The sequence below is a fragment of the Catellatospora coxensis genome (genome assembly GCF_016862635.1).
In the GTDB taxonomy this organism is placed as follows: Bacteria; Actinomycetota; Actinomycetes; order Mycobacteriales; family Micromonosporaceae; genus Catellatospora; species Catellatospora coxensis.
Map to the genome: position 1 here is coordinate 32,682 of NZ_BONI01000068.1, position 18,685 is coordinate 51,366.

The window sequence follows — 18,685 nt, forward strand, 5'->3', positions numbered from 1 at the left end:
GCATCCGAGCGAAAGCGAGACTGCCATGTCCCTCGTGCTGGGGCTGAACCTGAGCCACGACCGTTCCGCCTGCCTGGTCCGCGACGGCGAGATCGTCGTCGCGATCGAGGAGGAGCGGCTCGACCGGATCAAGCACTCGGAGGGCTTTCTCATCCAGGGCCACTTCGAACGCCTGACCAAGACGATCCCGATCAAGTCGGTGGCGTACTGCCTCGACGCCGCCGACGTGGGCATCGACGACCTGGACCTGGTGGTCGGCAACCGGCCGCTGGGCGACGGTGCGGTGTGGCGCATCCGCCGCGACCTGCCGATCCGGGACAAGTCGAAGATCCGGGAACTGCCGCTGCCCGGCCACCACCTCGGGCACGCCTCGGTGGCGTTCTACCCGTCCGGGTTCGAGCAGGCCGCGGTGCTCGTCGTCGACCAGGCCGGCGCGCGGTGGCCGGGCACCGGCCGGATCGAGAAGCACACCCTGTTCCGGGGTGAGGGCAGCAGACTGACCCGGGTCGCGGCCGTGGACTACCCGTCGGACTACTCGGACATGAGCCTGGGCCTGTTCTACGACTTCTTCACCACCAAGCTCGGCTTCGTCACCCGCTACGGCACCGCCGACTGGGGCGTGTTCGGCTGCGGCGGCTACCCGGAGGCGGGCAAGACGATGGGCCTGGCCCCGTACGGGCGGCCGCGGCCGGACTGGGGCAACTGGCTGGCCTTCGACGGGTTCGACATCAAGGTGTCGCAGCAGTCCCTGGAGGACATCTGGCAGCGGCTGCTGGCCGCCGAAGGCGGCGAGTTCTCCGCCGCCGACCCGCTGCGCTGGCAGACCCAGTTCGCCAAGGACGTGGCCCGCAAGATCCAGGACGAGCTGGAGACGGCCATGCTGCACCTGGCCGAGCACGCCCGGGAGGTCACCGGGTTGGACCGGCTGTGCCTGGCCGGCGGGGTGCTGCTCAACTCGGTGGCCAACGAGCGGGTGCGGGCCGAGTCCGGGTTCACCGACGTGTTCATCCCCGCCCCGGCGGGCGACTCCGGCGTGGCCATCGGCGCGGCCCTGTACGGCAGCATCGAGCTGCTGGGCGAGGCCCGGCCGGCGCCGATGCGGCACGCGTCGTTCGGCCGCGCGTACACCCGCACCGAGGTGCTGGAGGCGCTGGCCACCGTCACCGGCTACACCGGCGTGGAGCTGACCTGCCGCGACGCGGGCCCGCGCGACGTCGCCGAGCTGCTGGCCGGGCACCAGGTCGTCGGCTGGTTCAACGGCGGCTCCGAGATGGGGCCGCGGGCGCTGGGCCACCGCAGCATGCTCGCCGACCCGCGCCACCCCGAGATGCGCGACTACCTCAACAACGTGGTCAAGCACCGCGAGCCGTTCCGCCCGTACGCCCCGTCGGCGGTGGCCGAGGAGGCCGGCAAGTGGTTCGACTTCTCCGGGGAGAGCCCGTTCATGCTGCTCGTGCCGAAGGTGGCCGGGCACGCCCAGCAGCTGCTGCCCGCCGTCACGCACGTCGACGGCACCGCGCGGCTGCAGACCGTCTCGGCCGAGGCCAACCCCGCCTACCACCAGGTCATCGCCGAGTTCGGCGCGCTGACCGGGGTGCCGATCGTGCTCAACACGTCGTTCAACGACGCCGGTGAGCCGATCGTGGAGACGCCGCTGCACGCGCTGTGCACCTTCGTACGCACCGAGATGGACCACCTCTACCTGGACGGGCTGCTCGTCTCCAAGGCCGGCCGGGACCTGCCCGCCGCGCACCCCGCCCGCTCCCCGCTGGCCGCGGCCCGCTGATGGAGCAGCCCGCGCCGTATGCCCGGATCAGCAACGGCTTCCTCGTCAGCCAGGTGTTCTTCGGCCTGGCGACGAGCCTGTTCGACATGTACTACGCGCTGCACCTGCAGCAGGTCGGGATCGGCCCGGCCGGGGTCGGGCAGATCTTCTCCGTCGGCTTCATCGTGATGGCCGTGGTCGTGCTGCCGCTGAGCGCGGTCACCGACCGGTTCGGGCTGGAGCCGTCGATGGTGGTCAGCAGCGTCGGCTTCGGCCTGACCATGCTGGTCATGCCGCTGTTCGACGGGTTCGCCGCCCAACTGCTGCTGTTCGCGGTCAACAGTGTCGCCGCGGCGATGATGCTGGTCAGCGTGAACGCGGTGGTGGGCGCGTCGATACCCGACGAGCAGCGCCGGCTGAGCCTGTTCCGCCACGGGTTCGTGGCGTTCCTCGCGGCGTCGGCGGCGGGCAACCTGCTGGGCGTCGGGTTGGCCGCGTTCGGTGAAGCCGCGACCGGTGACTACCGGTTCGAGCTGCTGCTGTCCGGGGCGCTGGCGCTGCTCATCGGTGCGGCGCGGGCGATGATGTGGCAGCGCGGCACGGTGCGGTCCGCCCCGGCCGGCGGCACCATGCGCGCGCTGCGGGACGCGGTGCGCGACCACGGCGCCCGGCTCGGCGAGCTGCTGCTGCTCGCCGGGCTGGTCGGCGGGGCCGGGGTGCTGGCGATCCGGTTCGTGCCGCTGCTGGTGGTCAACCACCTGGGCCTGGACGAGCAGTGGCTCGGCTGGGTGCTGGTCGCCGACCGGGTCGCCAGCGTCGTCGGCATCTTCGTGCTGTTCCCGCTGATGCACCGGGGCGGGGTGTTCCGCGTCGCGGGCTGGGGCATGTGCGCGGCGCTGCTGTTCCAGGGCCTGGGCGCGGCGGCGACCGGCGCGGCGCTGTTCCTGCTCTGGTACCTGCTGCGCCAGGGCAGCCACTACGCGCAGATGCCGGTGCTCGACCACACCGCGAACCTGCTCGCCCCGACCGGGGCCCGCGCGTTCGTCAACGGCGTGCAGCGCATGGGCATCTTCGTCGGCAGCGCCGTAGCGTCCCTGGCGTACGGCGCGCTGATGGACCACGGCGCGTACCGGACGGCGATCGTGCTGTCCGGGGCGCTGTCGTTCCTGGCCGGTCTGCTGTACCTGCGCCGCGCGCGGGCGGAGCGACGGGTCCCGGTCGCCGTGGAGCAGGCCGTGTCCCGGTGACCGCGGGTGCGCCGGCCGCGCCGTCAGCGGTCGGCGTACAGGACCGCCAGCTCGCGGCGCAGCAGCGGCGGGCTCTGCTCGACGAGCTTGAGCAGCGCGTCGGCCTCGGCGAGGGTCATCGCGTGCTCCCAGCGCCTGCGGAACAGGAACGCGTCGAGGGCCTGGTGCCGGCGGCAGAAGTGGTCCAGGTTGCGCATCAGCTGGGCGCGCATGACGCGCTGCGCCACCGCCGGGTTCGGGTCGGCCAGCGGGTGCACCTGGTGGTAGTTGACCGCCGTGGTGCGCACCGAGAACGCGACCCCCGCCCGGTGCAGCCGGTAGCTCAGGTCGGTGTCCTCCAGCCCCCAGCCGGTGAACGACTCGTCGAAGCCGCCCACCTCCTTGACCGCGGCCCGGCGCACCGACAGGTTCGCGGTCGTGGCCAGGGCCCAGCCGAACCGGAAATCGGCCAGCTCGGGTCCGTACTGTTCGACGATCGCGTGGTAGTTGTCGGGCTCGTCGCCGAGTTCGGTGCGGGCGAACGCGGCGGCCGGGTCGGCGGCCACCTCGCCCGGCGCGAGGAAGTGGATCGGCACGGCCAGCCGCTCGACACCGCCGACCCGGTCGACCAGGGTCAGCAGGTCCTGCTCGCCGAGCGGCAGGAGGCCGGGCCGCCACCAGGTCAGCGCCCGGCGCTTCCAGCCGATGACGCCGTCGCGGTCGTGCCGCGCCGCCGCGACGTGCTCGGCGACGAACTCCGGCGCGGCCATCCGGTCGTCGTCCAGGAAGACGATCAGCTCGCCGTCGGCGTGGGCCAGCGCGGTGTTGCGGGCGGCGGCCCGGCCCCGGTTCTCCTGGGTGATCAGCCTGATGTCGAGCCGGTCGCGCAGCGGCGCGACGACGTCCTCGACGCCGCCGGCGGTGCCGTCGTCGCAGAGCACGACCTCGAATCCGGGGTACGTCTGCGCGAGCAGCGACTCCAGGGTGAGTGCCAGGTACTCACGCTTGTCGCAGGTCGCCATCACCAGGCTGACCGGGAGCCGTTCTACCATCCGAGCCTCCACCGCTCGTCGCCGTACAGGTCCACCATCTCGTTGAGGTCGCCCTCGACCCGGTCCACGCGCGACGGCACCGCCGACACGGGGTGCGCGACCACGGGCACCGGCCCCTTCGGCGACATCAGCAGCCCGACCTCGCGCGAGACGGGGTTGCCAGGCACGGGGACCAGCACGTGGCGGCTGAGGATCGCGCCGAGCACGATCTTCATCTCCAGGTCGGCGAAGGCCGCGCCGATGCACACGTGCGGCCCGGCGCCGTAGGGCAGGTACTCGTACCGGGTGGGGCTCGCCGTCTCCCAGCGCTCGGGCTGGAACCGCAGCGGCTCGGGGAATCGGGCCGGGTCGCGGTGGGTGACGTACTTGCTGGTCACGACCTGGCACCAGGCGGGGATCTCGTGCTCGCCGAGCATCGTCGGCGCGACCGTGATCCGGGCGGTGTTCGGCCCCGGCGGCAGCAGCCGCAGCGTCTCCTTGAGAATGCGGTCGAGCACCGTGGACCCGGCGTGCTCCTCCGGAGTGCGCCCGGCGGCGGCGTCGAGCACCTCGTCGAGGTCGGGGCGGTGCTGCGAGAGCAGGATCAGCGCCCAGGACAGCGTGCTGGACGACGTCTCGTGCCCGGCGACCAGCAGCGTCGTGAGCTGCCCGACGAGCTGGTCGTCGGACAGGCCCCGGCCCTGCTCGTCCCGGTCGGCCAGCAGCGACTGCAGCAGGTCGGGCTGCTCGCCGGCGGACCGCCGGGCGTCCACGATGGAGGCCAGCGCGTCGTCCAGCCGCCGGATGACCGTCAGCAGCCGCCGGTACGGCGTGCCGGGCAGGTCGAACGGGAAGTAGCGGATCGGCGTGGCGAAGTAGCGCAGGGCCAGCATCTGCTGCACCAGCGCGCCGATCGAGTCGGCGTCGCGGGCGATGTCGACGCCGAAGAAGCACTGGCAGGCGATCCGCAGGGTGAGCCGGCGCATGCTCGCGGTCAGGTCGAACGCCCGCCCCGGCACCCACGAGTCGACCTCCTCCGCGGCGAGCCGGGCGATGACGGCGGCGTGGCGGCCCATCGCCTGCGGTCGGAACGACGGCGTCACGGTGTGCCGGGCCGCGCGGTGGTCGGGGCCGTTCATGTTGAGCAGCCCGATGCCGCGGCGCGCCTGCCGGATCCGGGCCGGGATCGCGTACTCCAGCACGGTGTGGAACACGTCGCCGCCGGTCAGCACCGTCCGGTTGTGCTCCGCGCCGAACGCGAACACCTGCCGGCGGTCGCCGTGCACCAGGCCGCTGACCGGGCCGAACTCGTGGTGCAGGCGCGCGGTGTAGGCGACCGGATCGGCGGCGTACGCGTGCGCGTTGCCGCGCCGGCCCGTCCAGCGCGACGGCGGCGGACCCGGGACCGGCCGGCTCACTCGGCGTACCAGCCGGGATACGGCCGTTCGAGGCCCGCCTGCCCGCCGTGCCGGAACGCCGTTGCCGCGAAGCGCCCAGCCGGCCCGCGCAGCGCCGACACGGTCGTCATCGGCAGGTAGCGCCGGAACAGCCCCGGGAACGCGGTCGCGAACGCGCGTTCGGCCAGCGGTCCGGGCTCGGGGCGCACCGGCTCCGGCGTGGCCAGCCCGAGCATGAAGCAGGTCGTCCAGTACTCGAACAGGGTCAGCTCGCTGACCGCGCCGGTCAGCGCCGGCTCGGCGGCCAGGTCGGCGTAGAAGCGCCCGGACAGGTCCGCCTTGCGTTGCCCGTCGGGCAGCCTGGTGTCGGCGAACTCGCCGAGCCAGGCCAGCTCGCCCTCGTCGCCGCAGTAGAACCACTCGGCGTGCACCCGCATCCAGGACGCCCACGGCACCCAGGTCAGGCCGTCACCCGCCACGGGGGTGCCGAAGTCGACGGGCGCGTCGCCGTCGGCGGGGCAGGCGGCGTGCCGCAGGCCCTGGAAGCCGTTGCCGGTCAGGCTGAGGTGGTCGTCGTGCTCCAGCAGGTGCGGCACGGTGACCAGGGTGCGCCGCCCGGTGGCGCGCAGGTGCGCCGCCAGGGCGAGGTCGTCCGCGCCGGTGGGGTCGGTGATGCTCGCGGCGAAGTCGAGCGCCGCCTGCCGGGGCAGCACCAGGCCCTGCGACGGGGTGTACACGTCGACGGCCCGCGCCCAGGACCAGCCCTGCCAGGCGGCGGCGCGGACCAGGCCGGCGGTGCGCGAACCCCACTCGCAGAACAGGCTGACCGCGTCGTCGGGCCGGGCCCGCACGGCCCGGTGCAACTGCTCGGCGAACCCGGCGCAGGGGATGACGTCGTCCTGCAGCACCAGGTGGTGGGTCGCGCCGTCGCCGGCCGCGGCCCAGGCCCGTACGGCGTTGCCGAGGTTGCCGCGCCCCGGCTCGCCGGTGTCGACGACCAGGTCGGGAGACAGCTCGGTGAGTTCGTCGGCGAGCGCGCGGGCGCGGTCGGCCCGCGCCGGATGAGTCATGATCACCGTCGACAGCCGGACGTCACTGTGCGGCATGGACGCTCCTCGTGATCCGGTGCAGGGCGACGGCGCGCTCCACGTGGTCGATCATCGCCTGCGCGCCGTCGGCGGCCCGCAGCGTGGCCGCGAACGCCGTGTGCGCCGCGCGGTCCGGCGGGGCCAGTATCGACCTGATCTTCTCGGTGACGGCCTCCACCGGATCGTCCGGCGCGACGGTCGTGCCCAGGCCCAGGTCGGTGATGCGGCCGGCGTTGCCGCGCTGCTCGGCCGAGTGCGGCACGAATACCAGCGGCGTCGCGCACAGCAGGCCCTCGATCATCGAGGAGTGGCCGCCGTGCACGACGGCGGCGGTGGCGCGGGCCATCAGGTCGACGGCGTCGTGCCGGAAACCCACGACGTCGACCTCGGCGTCGCCTGCGGCGGCCCGCACCTGCGCGGCGAGGGCTTCGCTGCCAGGACCTTCGACGCCCAGCGTGACCGCCATCGGCACGCCGAGCCCGCGGGCGGCGGCGACCACGCGGAGCAGGTCCTTGTCCCCGGCGCCGCTGCCGCCGAGGGTGATGTTGAGCAGCGGCGCGCGCTCGCCGTGCTCCGGCGCCGTGCCGCTCGCGCCTGCCGCGACCGCCGGCACCGCGCACAGCTCGGCCGGAATCAGGGCTCCGATGTGGCGGATCTCGCTGACCAGGCTGGTGACCAGGCCCATCGTCTCGGCGGGCACGTCGGACAGCGGGTCGAGCAGCGCCAGATCCGGCACCAGCATCGCGTCGCCGAGCACCTTGCCGGCGTGCACGTCGGCGATGCCGAGCTGGTCGAGGGTGATGAGCACCTCGGGCAGCACGGCGTGCATCGGGTGCCGGAACAGCCGCAGGTTGTGGCAGGTGACACTGGGCAGCCCGCGCATGGCGGCGGCCACCGAGGCGGTGTTGCGCATGTCGCTGACCACCAGGTCGGGCCCGAAGCCGTCGATCGCGCGCAGCTCGTCGGCCAGGCAGGTCTCGACGTACGCGGGACTGGCCAGCCGGGTGCGGGCGAACGCGCGCAGCTCCGCGACGTCGTCCATGCCGCGCCAGGCGGGCGCGGGCCCGATCTCGTCGATGCCGATCCAGGGCAGCCCGGCCCGTTCGACGATCGGGCGGACCTCCTCGTGGGCGGCGACGGCGACCTCGTGCCCGGCGAGCCGGAAGCGCTGCGCGGCCGTGCGCATCCGGGTGACGTGGCCGAGGCTGGAGCGGCTGAACGCCACGAACAGCACCCGCAGCGGAGTGGTCATCGGACTGCTTCCTCCAGGGTGAGCGTGCGCGGGGTGCGCACGGCGACGACCAGGCCGGCCAGGGCGCACGCGGCCAGCAGCGCCAGGGCCTGGCGCGGCCCGGCGACCTCGGTGAGCCAGCCGCACAGCAGCGTGCCCAGCGGCACCGAGCCCCACGCGATCATCCGGCCGACCGCGTTGACCCGGCCCTGCAGGCTCAGCGGGGTGATCACCTGCCGTACCGAGATGCCCACCACCATGAAGCAGGTGTGCACGGTGTTCCAGCACAGCAGGGCGGCCAGCGCCACGGCCCAGTTCGGCGCGGCGGCGTACGCCAGCAGCAGGACGAGGTCCGCACCGATCAGCCAGCGTGCGGTCGGGACCGGGGGCGCGTTCTTGAGCCGCCGGGCCGCGAGTGCCCCGAGCAGCGCGCCGACCCCGCACGCGGTCATGATCCAGGCCAGCCGGTAGTCGTCGGTGGGCAGGCCGAGTGCCCGCGAGGCGAAGACCACGAGCATGCCGTACACCGCGCCGGCGCTGATCCCGACGCCGATGTTGACGATCGTGTACGCGCGCAGCAGCGGCTGCCCGCCGATGAACCGCAGGCCCGCCCAGATCGCGCCGCGCTCCCGTGCCCGGCCCGGCTCCGGCGCGGCGGCGTCCGGCAGCCGCAGCAGCGCGATCAGCACCGCCGACACCAGGTAGAAACCGGCCAGCACGGCGAACGTCGGGCCGAGCCGCAACGCGTCCAGCAGGAAGAAGCCGACGGGTGCGGCGACCGAGGTGACGACCGTGCCGGCCATCCACAGGTAGCTGTTGGCGCGGAACACCCCGTCCTTGCCGACGACCGCCGGGATGGCCGCGGAACTGGCCACCTCGAACCACACGTACACGGTGGCGGAGGCGAAGCCGACCAGGATCAGCGCCGCGGGGTGCGTGCCGACGGCGCCCGCCAGCAGCGGCACGCACAGCAGCACGGCGGCGTTGCCGGTCTCCATCCACACCATGACCCTGGTCGGCGACGACCGGTCGACGACCGCCCCGGCGAGCAGCCCGAACACCAGGAACGGCAGCACGTTGACGGCCGAGGCCAGCGCCGCGACGAGCGCGGACCCGCTGGAGCGGTACACGTACAGCGGCAGCAGCACCCACAGGATCGAGTACGCCACCGTCGAGGCGAACTTGCTGGCGACGAGCAGGCCGAGCCCGCTGCCGGCGGACGAGCCGGCCTTGGCGATCACGGTCACGGGTCAGGAGGTCCTTCCGACGCGCCGCTCGACCTCTTCGGGCCGCGGCAGCCTCGTCCCCGACTCGATCAGCGCCGTGCCGACGTCGACGATCCGGTCGACGGTGCGGCGCAGCGCGTCCATGCCCTCGGTGTCGGACAGGATGCCCTGCTCGCCGCCGGAGTGGATGGTCACCGGGAAGCCGCTGCCGACCAGGATGAAGCGGTTGAGCAGCAGGTTGTGCAGCAGCTGGGCGTGCACGTCGAGGTGGCCGTAGCGGCGGCCGACGACGATCGCCGCGCCGATGGTGTTGGTCAGCGGCCGGGTGAACCGCAGGTGGCCGACCCCGGCGCGCTCGATGAAGGTCTGCATGAGCGACGACAGCCCGAATCCGTGCACCGGGGCGGCGAAGACGACCGCGTCGGCCTCGATCATCGCGGCGACCACCTCGCCGACGCTGTCGTCGACCGGGCAGGGGTCGGGCCGGGAGTTGCAGGCCCCGCAGTCGCAGGCGAGCACCCGCTGCTCGGCCAGGTTGATGACCTCGGTCCGGCAGCCGCGCTGCTCGGCGTGGGAGGCGACCTCCTGCGCGGCCTGCCACGTCGAACCCCTGCTGCGCTCGGATCCGTTGATCGCCAGAATCTTCATGCTCACCCGATCATCTGTGCGGGATGCCCACGGCGTACGCATCGTCGCGTGATCGGGCATCGTCCCCCGGCCGCCGACCTGATTCGGTCCAATCAGGAGTCTAGCCACACCGTGGGAGCGCGATCGGGACCACGCATGTGCATGTCTCAAGGCGTGGACCGTGCCGCATAGCGGGCCGGGTCAGGCGGGCGCAACCAGGTCACCCGGCCGAGGACAGATCTTTGACGTAACTGCCGGTGACCGAGGCTTCACTGCCACGCTGGCTGTGGCGGCGTCCCGCACCGGGCGGCGCGTACAGGTGGCGGGGGTCGGACATGGGTGGGGTCTGGGTGGGAGTCGGCTGGTTCGGCCTGGCGCGGCGGCGTGTCCCGAATTCGGCGGTGATCTTCGCGGTGCGCCGGGACTGGCCGGACTGGCATACCCACGATTTCGTGGCGCCGCGGTCGACCGAGGCCGAGGCGGTGCGGGCCGCGCACAACGAGCTGGCGTACTGGCGGCGCGGCCCGGCCCGCCCGGCGGTGAGCATCGTCCGGATGAGCGTCAACGACTACCGCATCCACCGCGACCGCCGCGACTGCCGAGCCCCGGACTGCGCGGCGGCGACCTCACGCCGGGCCGGCCAGGCCCGGTCGTGACGTCGCCGCGTTCAGTACACCTGGGCGAAGCAGCCCACGGCGACGACCAGTGACAGCATCGCCATCGACAGCACCATGAGGGGTTTGGGCATACGCATCGTGCTTCTCCGTTTCGTGTGATCAGCCGGCAACGGCTGGTGTTTCCGCAGCTCCACCCAGGTAGAAGTCCTTGCGGGCGGCCACGAACGACGCGATCGTCCGCGCGGGCGAGCCGGTGACGCGTTCGACGCCGTCGGAGGTGCGGTCGTAGCGGTTCTCGTGGTGCAGCCGGGCCATGGTGGCGATGTGCTGCTCGGTGTGCGGCGGCAGGCCCGCCTTGGCCAGCACCTCGGTGCGCCACCGGTCCAGCGGCACGTCCACGTACCTGATCTCGCGGCCGAGCGCGCGGGAGAACTCCTCGGCCAGCTCCGTCATGTCGACGGTGCGCGGCCCGGTCAGTTCGTACACGTGCCCGACGTGCGGGGCCGGGTCGGCCAGCACGGTCGCGGCGACCCGGGCGACGTCGTCGACGGCGATCGGCGAGGTGCGGCCGGTGCCGAACGGCAGCGCGATGGTGCCGTCCGTGCGGATCGTCGCCGCGGCCAGGGTGGTGAACAGCGGGTTGTCCAGGAACGAGGTGGGCCGCAGGTGCACCATCGGCAGGCCCGACCAGTCGAACACCTGCTCGGCGAGCCAGTGCAGCCGCTGCTGGTGGGACTCGGCGGTGCTGGTCGCGGTCATCTGCGACACCGTCATCTGGGACATGTCGACCAGGGCCGCCAGCTGCCCGTACTCCCGGGCCACGCTGGCCGTCACGGTCGCCGCCAGCAGGTGGTCGGGCGACACGGGCATCGCGAAGTACATTCGCCCGACGTCGCGCAGCGCGGCCGCCACGGTCTCCGGGCGGGTCAGGTCGCCGAGGACCACCTCCGCGCCGCGGGCGCGCAGCCTGTCGGCGTGCTCGCCGTCGCGGCGCACCATCGCCCGTACCGGCACGTCCTGCGCCCGCAGCTTGTCGAGGACGGCGCTGCCCACGCCGCCCGCGCCGGCGATGAGCACCAGCTCACTGGTTGCCATGGGGTTGCTCCTTCGGTGGATCAGTGCGTGGGCGGCTTGCGCCGGGGCTGGTGGCGGTCGCGGTAGGTCTCCAGCAGGCGCAGCCACACCTCGCTGATCGTCGGGAAGGCGGGGACCGCGTGCCAGAGCCGTTCCAGCGGGACCTCGCCGGTCACGGCGACGGTGGCCGAGTACAGCAGCTCCCCGACGCCCGGCCCGACGAACGTGGCCCCGGCGACGATGCCGCGGTCCAGGTCGATCAGCAGGCGGGCCTGCCCCCGGTAGCCCTCGGCGAACTGGTGCGCGCCCGCGACCCGGGCGATGTCGTAGTCGACGACCTCGATCCGGCGGCCGCTGCCGGCCACGTCGCGGGTGGTCAGGCCGACCGTGGCGACCTCGGGGTCGGTGAACACGACCTGGGGCACCGCCGTGTGGTCGGCCGTCGAGACGTGGGCGCCCCAGCGAGCGTCGTCGACCGGCTCGCCGTTGGCGCGGGCGCCGATCGCGGCCCCGATCATCCGGGCCTGGTACTTGCCCTGGTGGGTCAGCAGCGCCCGGTGGTTGACGTCACCTGCGGCGTAGAGCCAGCCGTCGGCGACGGCGGTGACCTGGCCGGTGTCGTCCACGGTCAGCCAGTCGCCGGGAGTGAGGCCGACGGTGTCCAGTCCGACGTCACCGGTCCGCGGGCTGCGCCCGGTGGCGTACAGGATCTCGTCGGCGGCCAGCGCGGTGCCGTCGGCCAGCGTCATCCGGGCTTCGCGGCCCTCGCGGTGCACCGTCGCCACGGTCGCGCCGAACCGGATCTCGACCCCCGCTTCGCGGAGCCCGTCGGCGACCAGCTCCCCGGCGAACGGCTCCAGCTTCGACAGCAGCCCCGCGTCGCCGCGCACCACCATGGTCACCTGGGAGCCGAGGGCCTGCCAGGCGGCGGCCATCTCGACGGCGACCACGCCGCCGCCGACGATGACGAGCCGGCCGGGCACCTCGCCGGCGCTGGTCGCCTCGCGGCTGGTCCACGGGCGGGCGAGGTCGAGGCCCGGGGTGTCCGGCAGGGCCGCGCTGGTGCCGGTGCAGACCGCCACGGCATGCCGCGCGGTCAGCCGGACGGTCCCGCCGTCCGGGGTCTGCACGGTGACCTGGCGCGGGCCGTCGAGCCGGCCGTGGCCGCGGATGAGGTCGACATCGACCGAGTTCAGCCAGTCGACCTGGTCCTCGTCGTGCCAGTGGTTGGCCAGGTCGTCGCGGTGGGCGAGCACCGCGGGCACGTCCAGCGGCCCGACGGACTGGCGCAGCCCCGGCACCCGGCGCGCGTCGGCACGAGCGATCACCGGCCGCAGCATCGCCTTGCTGGGCTCGCAGGCCCAGAACGAGCATTCACCGCCGAGCAGCTCGCGCTCGATGATCACGGTGCTGAGCCCGGCCGCGCTGGTCCGGTCGGCCACATTCTCGCCGACCGGACCAGCGCCGACGACGATCACGTCGTACGTCCGGGCTGCCTCGTTCGTCGCTGCTTCGCTCATTGCTGCTCCTGTGGGTCGGATCGAATGCTGTCGGCTCCCGTTCTCCCGATCATCGCGGAGAGCGGCCGGGCGCCACGGGTGCGCCCGGCCGGGCCGCTGGGCGAGTTCCCGCCCCAGCGGCCCGGCGCCGGCGTCGTACGGTGTCAGCGGCCGGGGGCACGCATCCGGACCTCCTGGAGCACCCAGCCGTTGCCGTCCGGGTCGCTGAAGGTGGCGAAGGAGCCGTAGTCGGCGCGCTCGGGGTGCCTGCCGGTGACGCGGCCCTGGCCGGGGCCGTCGTGGGTGATGTCGCCGCCCCCGTGGCCGTGGTACACCAGCGCGTTCGCGTCGTGGAACACCTCGCTCACGGCGACCCCGCGGGCGACCAGCTCCGCGCGGGCCTGCTCGATGTCGGGCACGACGAGGTAGAGGCCCTGGACGGAGCCCGGAGCGGCGGCGGTGAGTCCCTTACCGAACATGATCGAGGCCTCGGATCCGGGCGGGGTCAGGTGCACGGCACGCCACTGCTCGTTGGCGGCCTTGTCCAGGTCCAGGCGGAACCCGGCCGACTCGTAGAAAGCCTTGGCCCGATCGACGTCGGATACGGGCAGCACGATGAGTTCGAGCTTAAGGTCCATGAGTTCGTCCTTCTTTCCCGACGCGGTCAGATAAGTCGACCGGTCTACTATTTCTGGCCGCGGCGGTTTCAACCGTCGCCGGCCACCTGGTGTTCCCCGGTCGGGGAGGGCACGCCCGCCGCCTGTCTCATCGTCCGCTGCCCGTCCGGGCTGTGACCACCAGATGCGCCTGCTGGTCATGACTCTGTAAGGGCTGGGGCGTGCGGTGGAACGATACGAGCATATGCTCCTATCGGCTCGCGACAAGGAGGTCGGCGTGCCCGCCGGCCGGGCTGTCAGGAGCGGCTGCGGGCGGGTGCTCGCAGTTGCGAGCAGCTACTCGTATTCTTGGTCGGGTAGACGGGGAGGGGGAGACGGTGACCACAGCGGGTGGCGACCCCACCGACGCGTGCAACAACCTGGCGCTGCGCAAGGCGGCCCGATACCTCGGCGCGACCTACGACAAGGCGCTGGCCCCGTCCGGCCTGCGCGCGACCCAGTTCACCATCCTGCAGAAGCTCAACGCGCACGGCGAGCTCACGATCGGCGGCCTCGCCGACGCCATGGCCATGGACCGCACGACGATGGCGTCCAACCTCAAACCCCTCGCCCGGCAGGGCCTGGTCACCGTCGAGCAGTCGGCGAGCGACCGCCGCGCCCGGACCGTCACGCTCACGCCCGACGGCCTGGCCCGGATGAAGGCGGCGCTGCCGCTGTGGCAGGACGTGCAGGCCCGGTTCGAGGAGAGGTTCGGGCACGACGAGGCGGCCGGGCTGCGGGCCTGCCTCAAGGGTGTGCTGGACACCGGATTCGACCCCTGGGCCGAGTGACGCTCGGCCGGCGACCGGACCGGCAGCCGACCGGCGATTCTGCCGACTCGGCCGGGGCCCCCGCCGCCATAGCATCGGACCTCCTCATATCCATGGACGAGAATGGAGTACGGATCCGATGCGCACCGTTCTGCCGGCCGTCACCGCCGCGCTCGTGCTGACCGTCGTACCGGCCGCCGCGGGCTTCGCGGCCACGCCGCCCGCCCACGCCGCCGCACCGCCGCGGCCCATCGTGTTCCTGCACGGGGCGGCCGGGTCCGCGGCACAGTTCGAGACCCAGGCCAAACGATTCGCGAGCAACGGCTACCCGGTCGAGGTCATCGACGGCATCGACTACGACTACTCGTTCGGCGCGGAGAGCAGCAGCGCCGTGCTGAACCGCCTGGAACAGCGGATCGACCAGCTGCGCCGGCAGACCGGGGCGGACAAGGTCGACCTGGTCGCGCACTCGCTGGGCACGTTCCTGAGCCACAGCTTCCTGCGCACCCGGTCCCGGGCGGCGAAGGTCGCCCACTACGTCAACCTCGACGGGGCGACCGCGCTGAGCCGCCCCGGCGGCGTGCCCACCCTCGCCATCTGGGGCGAGGGCTCCACCAGCCGGCGCATCTGGGGCGCCACCAACGTGTACCAGAGCGACCAGTCCCACACCCAGACGGTCACCTCTACGCAGAGCTTCGTGCAGATGCACCGGTTCCTCACCGGCGCGGACCCGGCCACCACCGCGGTCGCCGCCGAGACCGGCCCGATCACCCTTACCGGCCGGACCGTGCTGTTCCCGTCGAACGCCGCCGCGACCGGGGCACGCGTCGACGTGTACGAGATCGACGCCGGCACCGGCCGCCGCCTGACCGCGCAGCCCTTCGCCCGGTTCACCGTCGCCGCCGACGGCGGGTTCGGCCCGCTCACCGCCGCGCCGCAGGCCCGCTACGAGTTCGCGATCGTGCACAGCGAAGGCCACGTGCAGCACCACTACTTCCAGCCGTTCCAGCGCACCGACCGGCTGCTGCGCCTGCTCACCAACCGGCCCGGCGAGGGCATCAGCAGCCGGGTGCCCGTCGACCCGCGGCACAGCGCGCTGTCGCTCACCCGGTACAAGGAATGGTGGGGTGACCAGGGCACGGGCAGCGACCACCTGACGGTCAACGGCGTCGACATCCTCAACGCGGTCACCGCGCCGCGCGACAAGCGGGCCAGCCTGTTCGCCCACGACCAGCTCGTCGACCAGCGCACCGACCTGAACGCGGCCATCCCCGACTTCGACGAGGTGTTCATCACCGCCGCCGACGTCTACATTCCCGCCGCCGCCGACGCCTCCGGCACGGTCACCGTGACCATCCAGTCCCGGGCAGGCGGCGGCGCCCAGCGGTTCACCGTGCCGAACTGGCCGTCGCACACCGACCGCATCACCCTCAACGCCCTCGACCTCTGACGAGCACCGCCCGGGGAGGCGCCACGGTCCTCCCCGGGCGCACGCGCCGCAGGGCGTACGCTGACCTGCGTGGATCAAGAGGAGCGCATTGCCCTGTTCCTGGACTACGAGAATCTGGCGATCGGGGCCCGTGATCACCTCGGCGGGATGACGTTCGACCTGCGCCCCATCGCTGATGCGCTCGCCGAACGCGGGCGGGTCGTGGTGCGCCGGGCATACGCCGACTGGTCGTACTTCGACGCGGATCGCAGGCTGCTCACCAGGTCGCATGTGGAGCTGATCGACATCCCGCAGCGGATGGGCGCCTCCCGCAAGAACGCCGCCGACATCAAGATGGCCGTCGACGCCCTCCAGCTGGCCTTCGAGCGGGACTACATCTCCACGTTCGTGTTCGGCACCGGCGACAGCGACTTCACGCCGCTCGTACACAAGCTGCGCGAACTCAACAAGCGTGTCATCGGTGTCGGCGTCGAGCAGTCGACCTCGGCGCTGCTCCCACCCGCCTGCGACGAGTTCCTCTACTACGACCGGCTCGAAGGCGTCGAGATCAGGCCGGCGCGCACCCGGCCCGGCCGGACCCCCGCGCCGGCCAAGCCCCAGGAGACCGCACCGCAGCCGGTCGAGCAGGAGATCGAACTCCCGGTGGCCGCCGAGGAGTCGCCCCGTGACGTCGACACCCTCGCGGTGCTCGCCGCGCAGACCGTCGCCGGGCTCCAGGGCAGCTCCGGCGGTGCGGTGACCGCGTCGACGCTCAAGCGCACCCTGCTGCGCAAGGACCCGACGTTCAACGAGGCCGACTACGGCTTCCGCACCTTCGGGGAGCTGCTGCGGTATCTCGCCGAACGCAACGTCGTCGAGCTGGGCGAGGGTCCCGCCAAGGGGGACCCGGAGGTCTCGCTGCCCGAGCCCGGCGGTCCGGAGGCGGAGTTCGGGCTGCTCGGCTCGGTCGTCGCCGACCTGAGCCGGAACGCCGGCCCGGTGGCGCTGTCCGGCCTGAAGAATCAGCTGCGCCGGGCGAAGCCCGATTTCAGCGAGAAGAAGCTGGGGTATCGGAGCTTCCTGCAGTTCTGCAAGGCGGCGGCGACGGCCGGGGTCGTCGACCTGCGCTGGGACCCCGAGACCGACGACTACCTGCTCACCACCGTGCCGCGACCCTGAACAGGAGGGGAGTCGGATCCGAGCGTCCTCGGATCCGACTCCCGATCATGCAGCCCCGTCTACTGGTGAAGAGTCGCCACCTGGATCGCGTTCAACCGCGAGTCCCGGACGAACCCGCTCTCGGCGTCGCCCCCGTTGTCGATTTCGCAGGTGAGGCTGACTTCGGTGTTCGCATCGGTCAGCACCGCGCCGGCCGTCAGCGTGAAGGGCACGGTGTTGTTGGGCAGCTCATGGATGTCGATCCGAATGTTCGACAGCTGATCCGTGTCTGCCAACAGGTTGCAGACCACGGACGAAAGTCCGTCGCCGCCCGCCACGCCGTTTGCGATGAGCAGGAACGACCCTGCGGGCAGGGTCACGCTTGCCACCTCCTCCGGTTGCTGGTCCGGTGGCAGGGTTGCGTTGCCGCTCGGCTCCATCACCCATGCGTCGCTGGGTCCCCGCAGCCCTGGAGGTCCGCTGGGTCCAGGCAGGCCTTGTGTCCCCGGAGCGCCGCTGGGTCCGGGTACGCCCTGTGCCCCCGTGGCACCCGGTGGGCCGGGCGGGCCGGGAATCCCCGGCAGGCCGGGCAGGCCCGCGACTCCCGGCAGGCCTGGCAACCCGGCAGCGCCCGGCGGCCCCGGGGGGCCGGGCGGACCCTGCTGGTTCCAGGTCAGCGGTGACTCGTTCTTGCCGCACTTCTCCTTCTCGGTGATGACCCGCACCTCACCGCGGGCATCCCCGGACCCGACGCACGACTTGATGCGGTCGCGGCCCTCTCCGTTCTCACCGTTCATCGCGGACGCGGCCGTGCCGCCCAGCACCACGACGAGCATCGCGCCGGCCACGGCCAGCCAGCGGCTACGGCGAAGGCCCCACCTGGTAGTTGATCTCAATGCGCGCCCCTCCGGCCTGTTCGGCATCCGGTCCGTGCCGAATGCCGCAAATCGACGACCCTCAGGGGGATCATGCCGGTCGTGACGGCGTTTGCGCTGCATGCGGGCAGTGTGTCGAACGGGATCGGCAAACCGCGGCAATGACCGTCGAGCGCACTAACCTGGGTCGCATGACGACCTTCGTGCTCATTCCTGGCGGGGGCGGCGACGCCTGGTACTGGCACCTTGTCGAGGCCGAACTGACCAGGCGCGGCCACGACGTCGTCAACGTGGACCTGCCCGCCGATGATGAGAAGGCAGGCCTGCGCGAGTACGCCGACGTGGTCGACGCGGCGGTGGGGGAGCGGACCGACCCGATCCTGGTCGCGCTGTCCATGGGTGGGTTCACCGCCGCGATGGTGGCCGCGCGGCGGCCGGTGTCCGCGATCGTCTTCGTCAACGCGATGATCCCGCTGCCCGGGGAGAAGCTCGAGGACTGGGGAGAAGCCACCGGTCAGTCCGCGGCCCAGCGCGAGCAGTCCGTCCGGGAGGGCAGAGATCCCGACGCAGACTTCGACCTGCGCGCCGCCTTCTTCCACGACGTGCCCGCTGACCTCACCGAGTACGCCCTCAGCCACGATCGCGACCAATCGGAGCGGGCCTTCGGCGATCGGTGTGAGTTCGAGGCCTGGCCGTCGGTGCCGATCCGCGTGCTCGCCGGTCGTGACGACCACCTGTTCCCGGCGGAGTTCCAGCGGCGCGTCGCGCACGAACGGCTCGGCGTGGAGGCGGAGCTGGTGCCGGGCGGTCACCTGGCGCCGCTCAGTCACCCGGTCGAGCTCGCCGACCGCGTCGAACGGTCCTGACCGGCGCGCTGCTCGTTGCCAATTAGGCACGTATTGGCTGGTCAGAGCGATGACCGAAATACCGTTGAAAGCGAAGGTGATTCAAGGATCGGCAGGCGGTGATGATGTGACGGGGGACAACCGACCCCGATTTGCATCCCGGCTGACGGG

17 protein-coding genes are annotated in these 18,685 nt (G+C 72.5%); 7 read left to right on the top strand and 10 right to left on the bottom strand.

Annotation, left to right across the window (positions count from 1 at the left end; all coding sequences use genetic code 11):
- Positions 1 to 25: 25 nt before the first annotated feature.
- Positions 26 to 1,786, top strand: coding sequence for a carbamoyltransferase family protein (locus Cco03nite_RS31370; RefSeq protein WP_203696804.1), 1,761 nt, complete (start codon positions 26 to 28; stop codon positions 1,784 to 1,786).
- Entirely contained in the window at positions 1,786 to 3,012 is a 1,227-nt protein-coding gene (locus Cco03nite_RS31375; RefSeq protein ID WP_203696806.1) for an MFS transporter, read from the top strand. Before Cco03nite_RS31370 ends, Cco03nite_RS31375 begins: the two co-directional genes overlap by 1 nt.
- A 23-nt stretch (positions 3,013 to 3,035) precedes the next feature.
- Here the strand turns inward: Cco03nite_RS31375 and Cco03nite_RS31380 are convergent, their stop codons facing one another.
- The 6 genes from Cco03nite_RS31380 to Cco03nite_RS31405 are packed head-to-tail and all read right to left on the bottom strand — an operon-like array spanning position 3,036 to position 9,612.
- Complete coding sequence (locus tag Cco03nite_RS31380) at positions 3,036 to 4,043, bottom strand: glycosyltransferase family 2 protein (RefSeq protein ID WP_203696808.1); 1,008 nt, start codon at positions 4,041 to 4,043, stop codon at positions 3,036 to 3,038.
- Positions 4,037 to 5,440 carry a cytochrome P450 gene (locus Cco03nite_RS31385; protein WP_203696810.1) on the bottom strand — a complete coding sequence of 468 codons (1,404 nt, stop codon included), beginning with the start codon at positions 5,438 to 5,440 and terminating at the stop codon, positions 4,037 to 4,039. The genes Cco03nite_RS31380 and Cco03nite_RS31385 overlap by 7 nt, the downstream gene beginning before the upstream one ends.
- Positions 5,437 to 6,525, bottom strand: coding sequence for a hypothetical protein (locus tag Cco03nite_RS31390; protein WP_203696812.1), 1,089 nt, complete (start codon positions 6,523 to 6,525; stop codon positions 5,437 to 5,439). Before Cco03nite_RS31390 ends, Cco03nite_RS31385 begins: the two co-directional genes overlap by 4 nt.
- Positions 6,512 to 7,759 carry a glycosyltransferase gene (locus Cco03nite_RS31395; protein ID WP_203696814.1) on the bottom strand — a complete coding sequence of 416 codons (1,248 nt, stop codon included), beginning with the start codon at positions 7,757 to 7,759 and terminating at the stop codon, positions 6,512 to 6,514. Before Cco03nite_RS31395 ends, Cco03nite_RS31390 begins: the two co-directional genes overlap by 14 nt.
- Positions 7,756 to 8,985, bottom strand: coding sequence for an MFS transporter (locus Cco03nite_RS31400; protein WP_203696816.1), 1,230 nt, complete (start codon positions 8,983 to 8,985; stop codon positions 7,756 to 7,758). The genes Cco03nite_RS31395 and Cco03nite_RS31400 overlap by 4 nt, the downstream gene beginning before the upstream one ends.
- Positions 8,986 to 8,988: 3 nt before the next feature.
- On the bottom strand, positions 8,989 to 9,612 hold the full coding sequence (locus Cco03nite_RS31405; protein ID WP_203696818.1) for a flavodoxin family protein: 624 nt from the start codon (positions 9,610 to 9,612) through the stop codon (positions 8,989 to 8,991).
- 314 nt (positions 9,613 to 9,926) lie between these two features.
- Between Cco03nite_RS31405 and Cco03nite_RS31410 the strand changes: the two genes are divergently transcribed.
- Positions 9,927 to 10,247, top strand: coding sequence for a hypothetical protein (locus Cco03nite_RS31410; RefSeq protein WP_203696820.1), 321 nt, complete (start codon positions 9,927 to 9,929; stop codon positions 10,245 to 10,247).
- Between the two features lie 120 nt (positions 10,248 to 10,367).
- Here Cco03nite_RS31410 and Cco03nite_RS31415 read toward each other — a convergent pair whose 3' ends face one another.
- The 3 genes from Cco03nite_RS31415 to Cco03nite_RS31425 form a co-directional block, all read right to left on the bottom strand.
- Complete coding sequence (locus Cco03nite_RS31415) at positions 10,368 to 11,303, bottom strand: NmrA family NAD(P)-binding protein (RefSeq protein WP_203696822.1); 936 nt, start codon at positions 11,301 to 11,303, stop codon at positions 10,368 to 10,370.
- A gap of 20 nt (positions 11,304 to 11,323) precedes the next feature.
- A complete protein-coding gene (locus Cco03nite_RS31420; RefSeq protein WP_203696824.1) occupies positions 11,324 to 12,802 on the bottom strand; it encodes a dihydrolipoyl dehydrogenase family protein in 1,479 nt (492 codons plus the stop codon).
- A 143-nt stretch (positions 12,803 to 12,945) separates the two neighbouring features.
- Positions 12,946 to 13,419: a VOC family protein gene (locus tag Cco03nite_RS31425; RefSeq protein WP_203696826.1), complete on the bottom strand. Its 474-nt coding sequence runs from the start codon at positions 13,417 to 13,419 to the stop codon at positions 12,946 to 12,948.
- Between the two features lie 356 nt (positions 13,420 to 13,775).
- On the opposite strand from Cco03nite_RS31425, the gene Cco03nite_RS31430 reads away from it, so the two are divergent.
- The 3 genes from Cco03nite_RS31430 (at position 13,776) to Cco03nite_RS31440 (ending at position 16,815) form a co-directional block, all read left to right on the top strand.
- Positions 13,776 to 14,228 carry a MarR family winged helix-turn-helix transcriptional regulator gene (locus tag Cco03nite_RS31430; RefSeq protein WP_203696828.1) on the top strand — a complete coding sequence of 151 codons (453 nt, stop codon included), beginning with the start codon at positions 13,776 to 13,778 and terminating at the stop codon, positions 14,226 to 14,228.
- A 118-nt stretch (positions 14,229 to 14,346) separates the two neighbouring features.
- Positions 14,347 to 15,657 carry an alpha/beta fold hydrolase gene (locus Cco03nite_RS31435; RefSeq protein WP_203696830.1) on the top strand — a complete coding sequence of 437 codons (1,311 nt, stop codon included), beginning with the start codon at positions 14,347 to 14,349 and terminating at the stop codon, positions 15,655 to 15,657.
- 69 nt (positions 15,658 to 15,726) lie between these two features.
- Positions 15,727 to 16,815: a PIN domain-containing protein gene (locus Cco03nite_RS31440; protein ID WP_203696832.1), complete on the top strand. Its 1,089-nt coding sequence runs from the start codon at positions 15,727 to 15,729 to the stop codon at positions 16,813 to 16,815.
- 59 nt (positions 16,816 to 16,874) lie between these two features.
- On the opposite strand, the gene Cco03nite_RS31445 is transcribed toward Cco03nite_RS31440, so the two are convergent.
- Positions 16,875 to 17,792 (bottom strand): hypothetical protein, encoded by a 918-nt coding sequence (locus Cco03nite_RS31445; RefSeq protein ID WP_239167814.1) that lies wholly within the window; start codon positions 17,790 to 17,792, stop codon positions 16,875 to 16,877.
- A 68-nt stretch (positions 17,793 to 17,860) separates the two neighbouring features.
- Here Cco03nite_RS31445 and Cco03nite_RS31450 point away from each other — a divergent pair, with 68 nt between their 5' ends.
- Positions 17,861 to 18,535 (top strand): alpha/beta fold hydrolase, encoded by a 675-nt coding sequence (locus tag Cco03nite_RS31450; RefSeq protein WP_203696834.1) that lies wholly within the window; start codon positions 17,861 to 17,863, stop codon positions 18,533 to 18,535.
- Positions 18,536 to 18,685 lie beyond the last annotated feature (150 nt).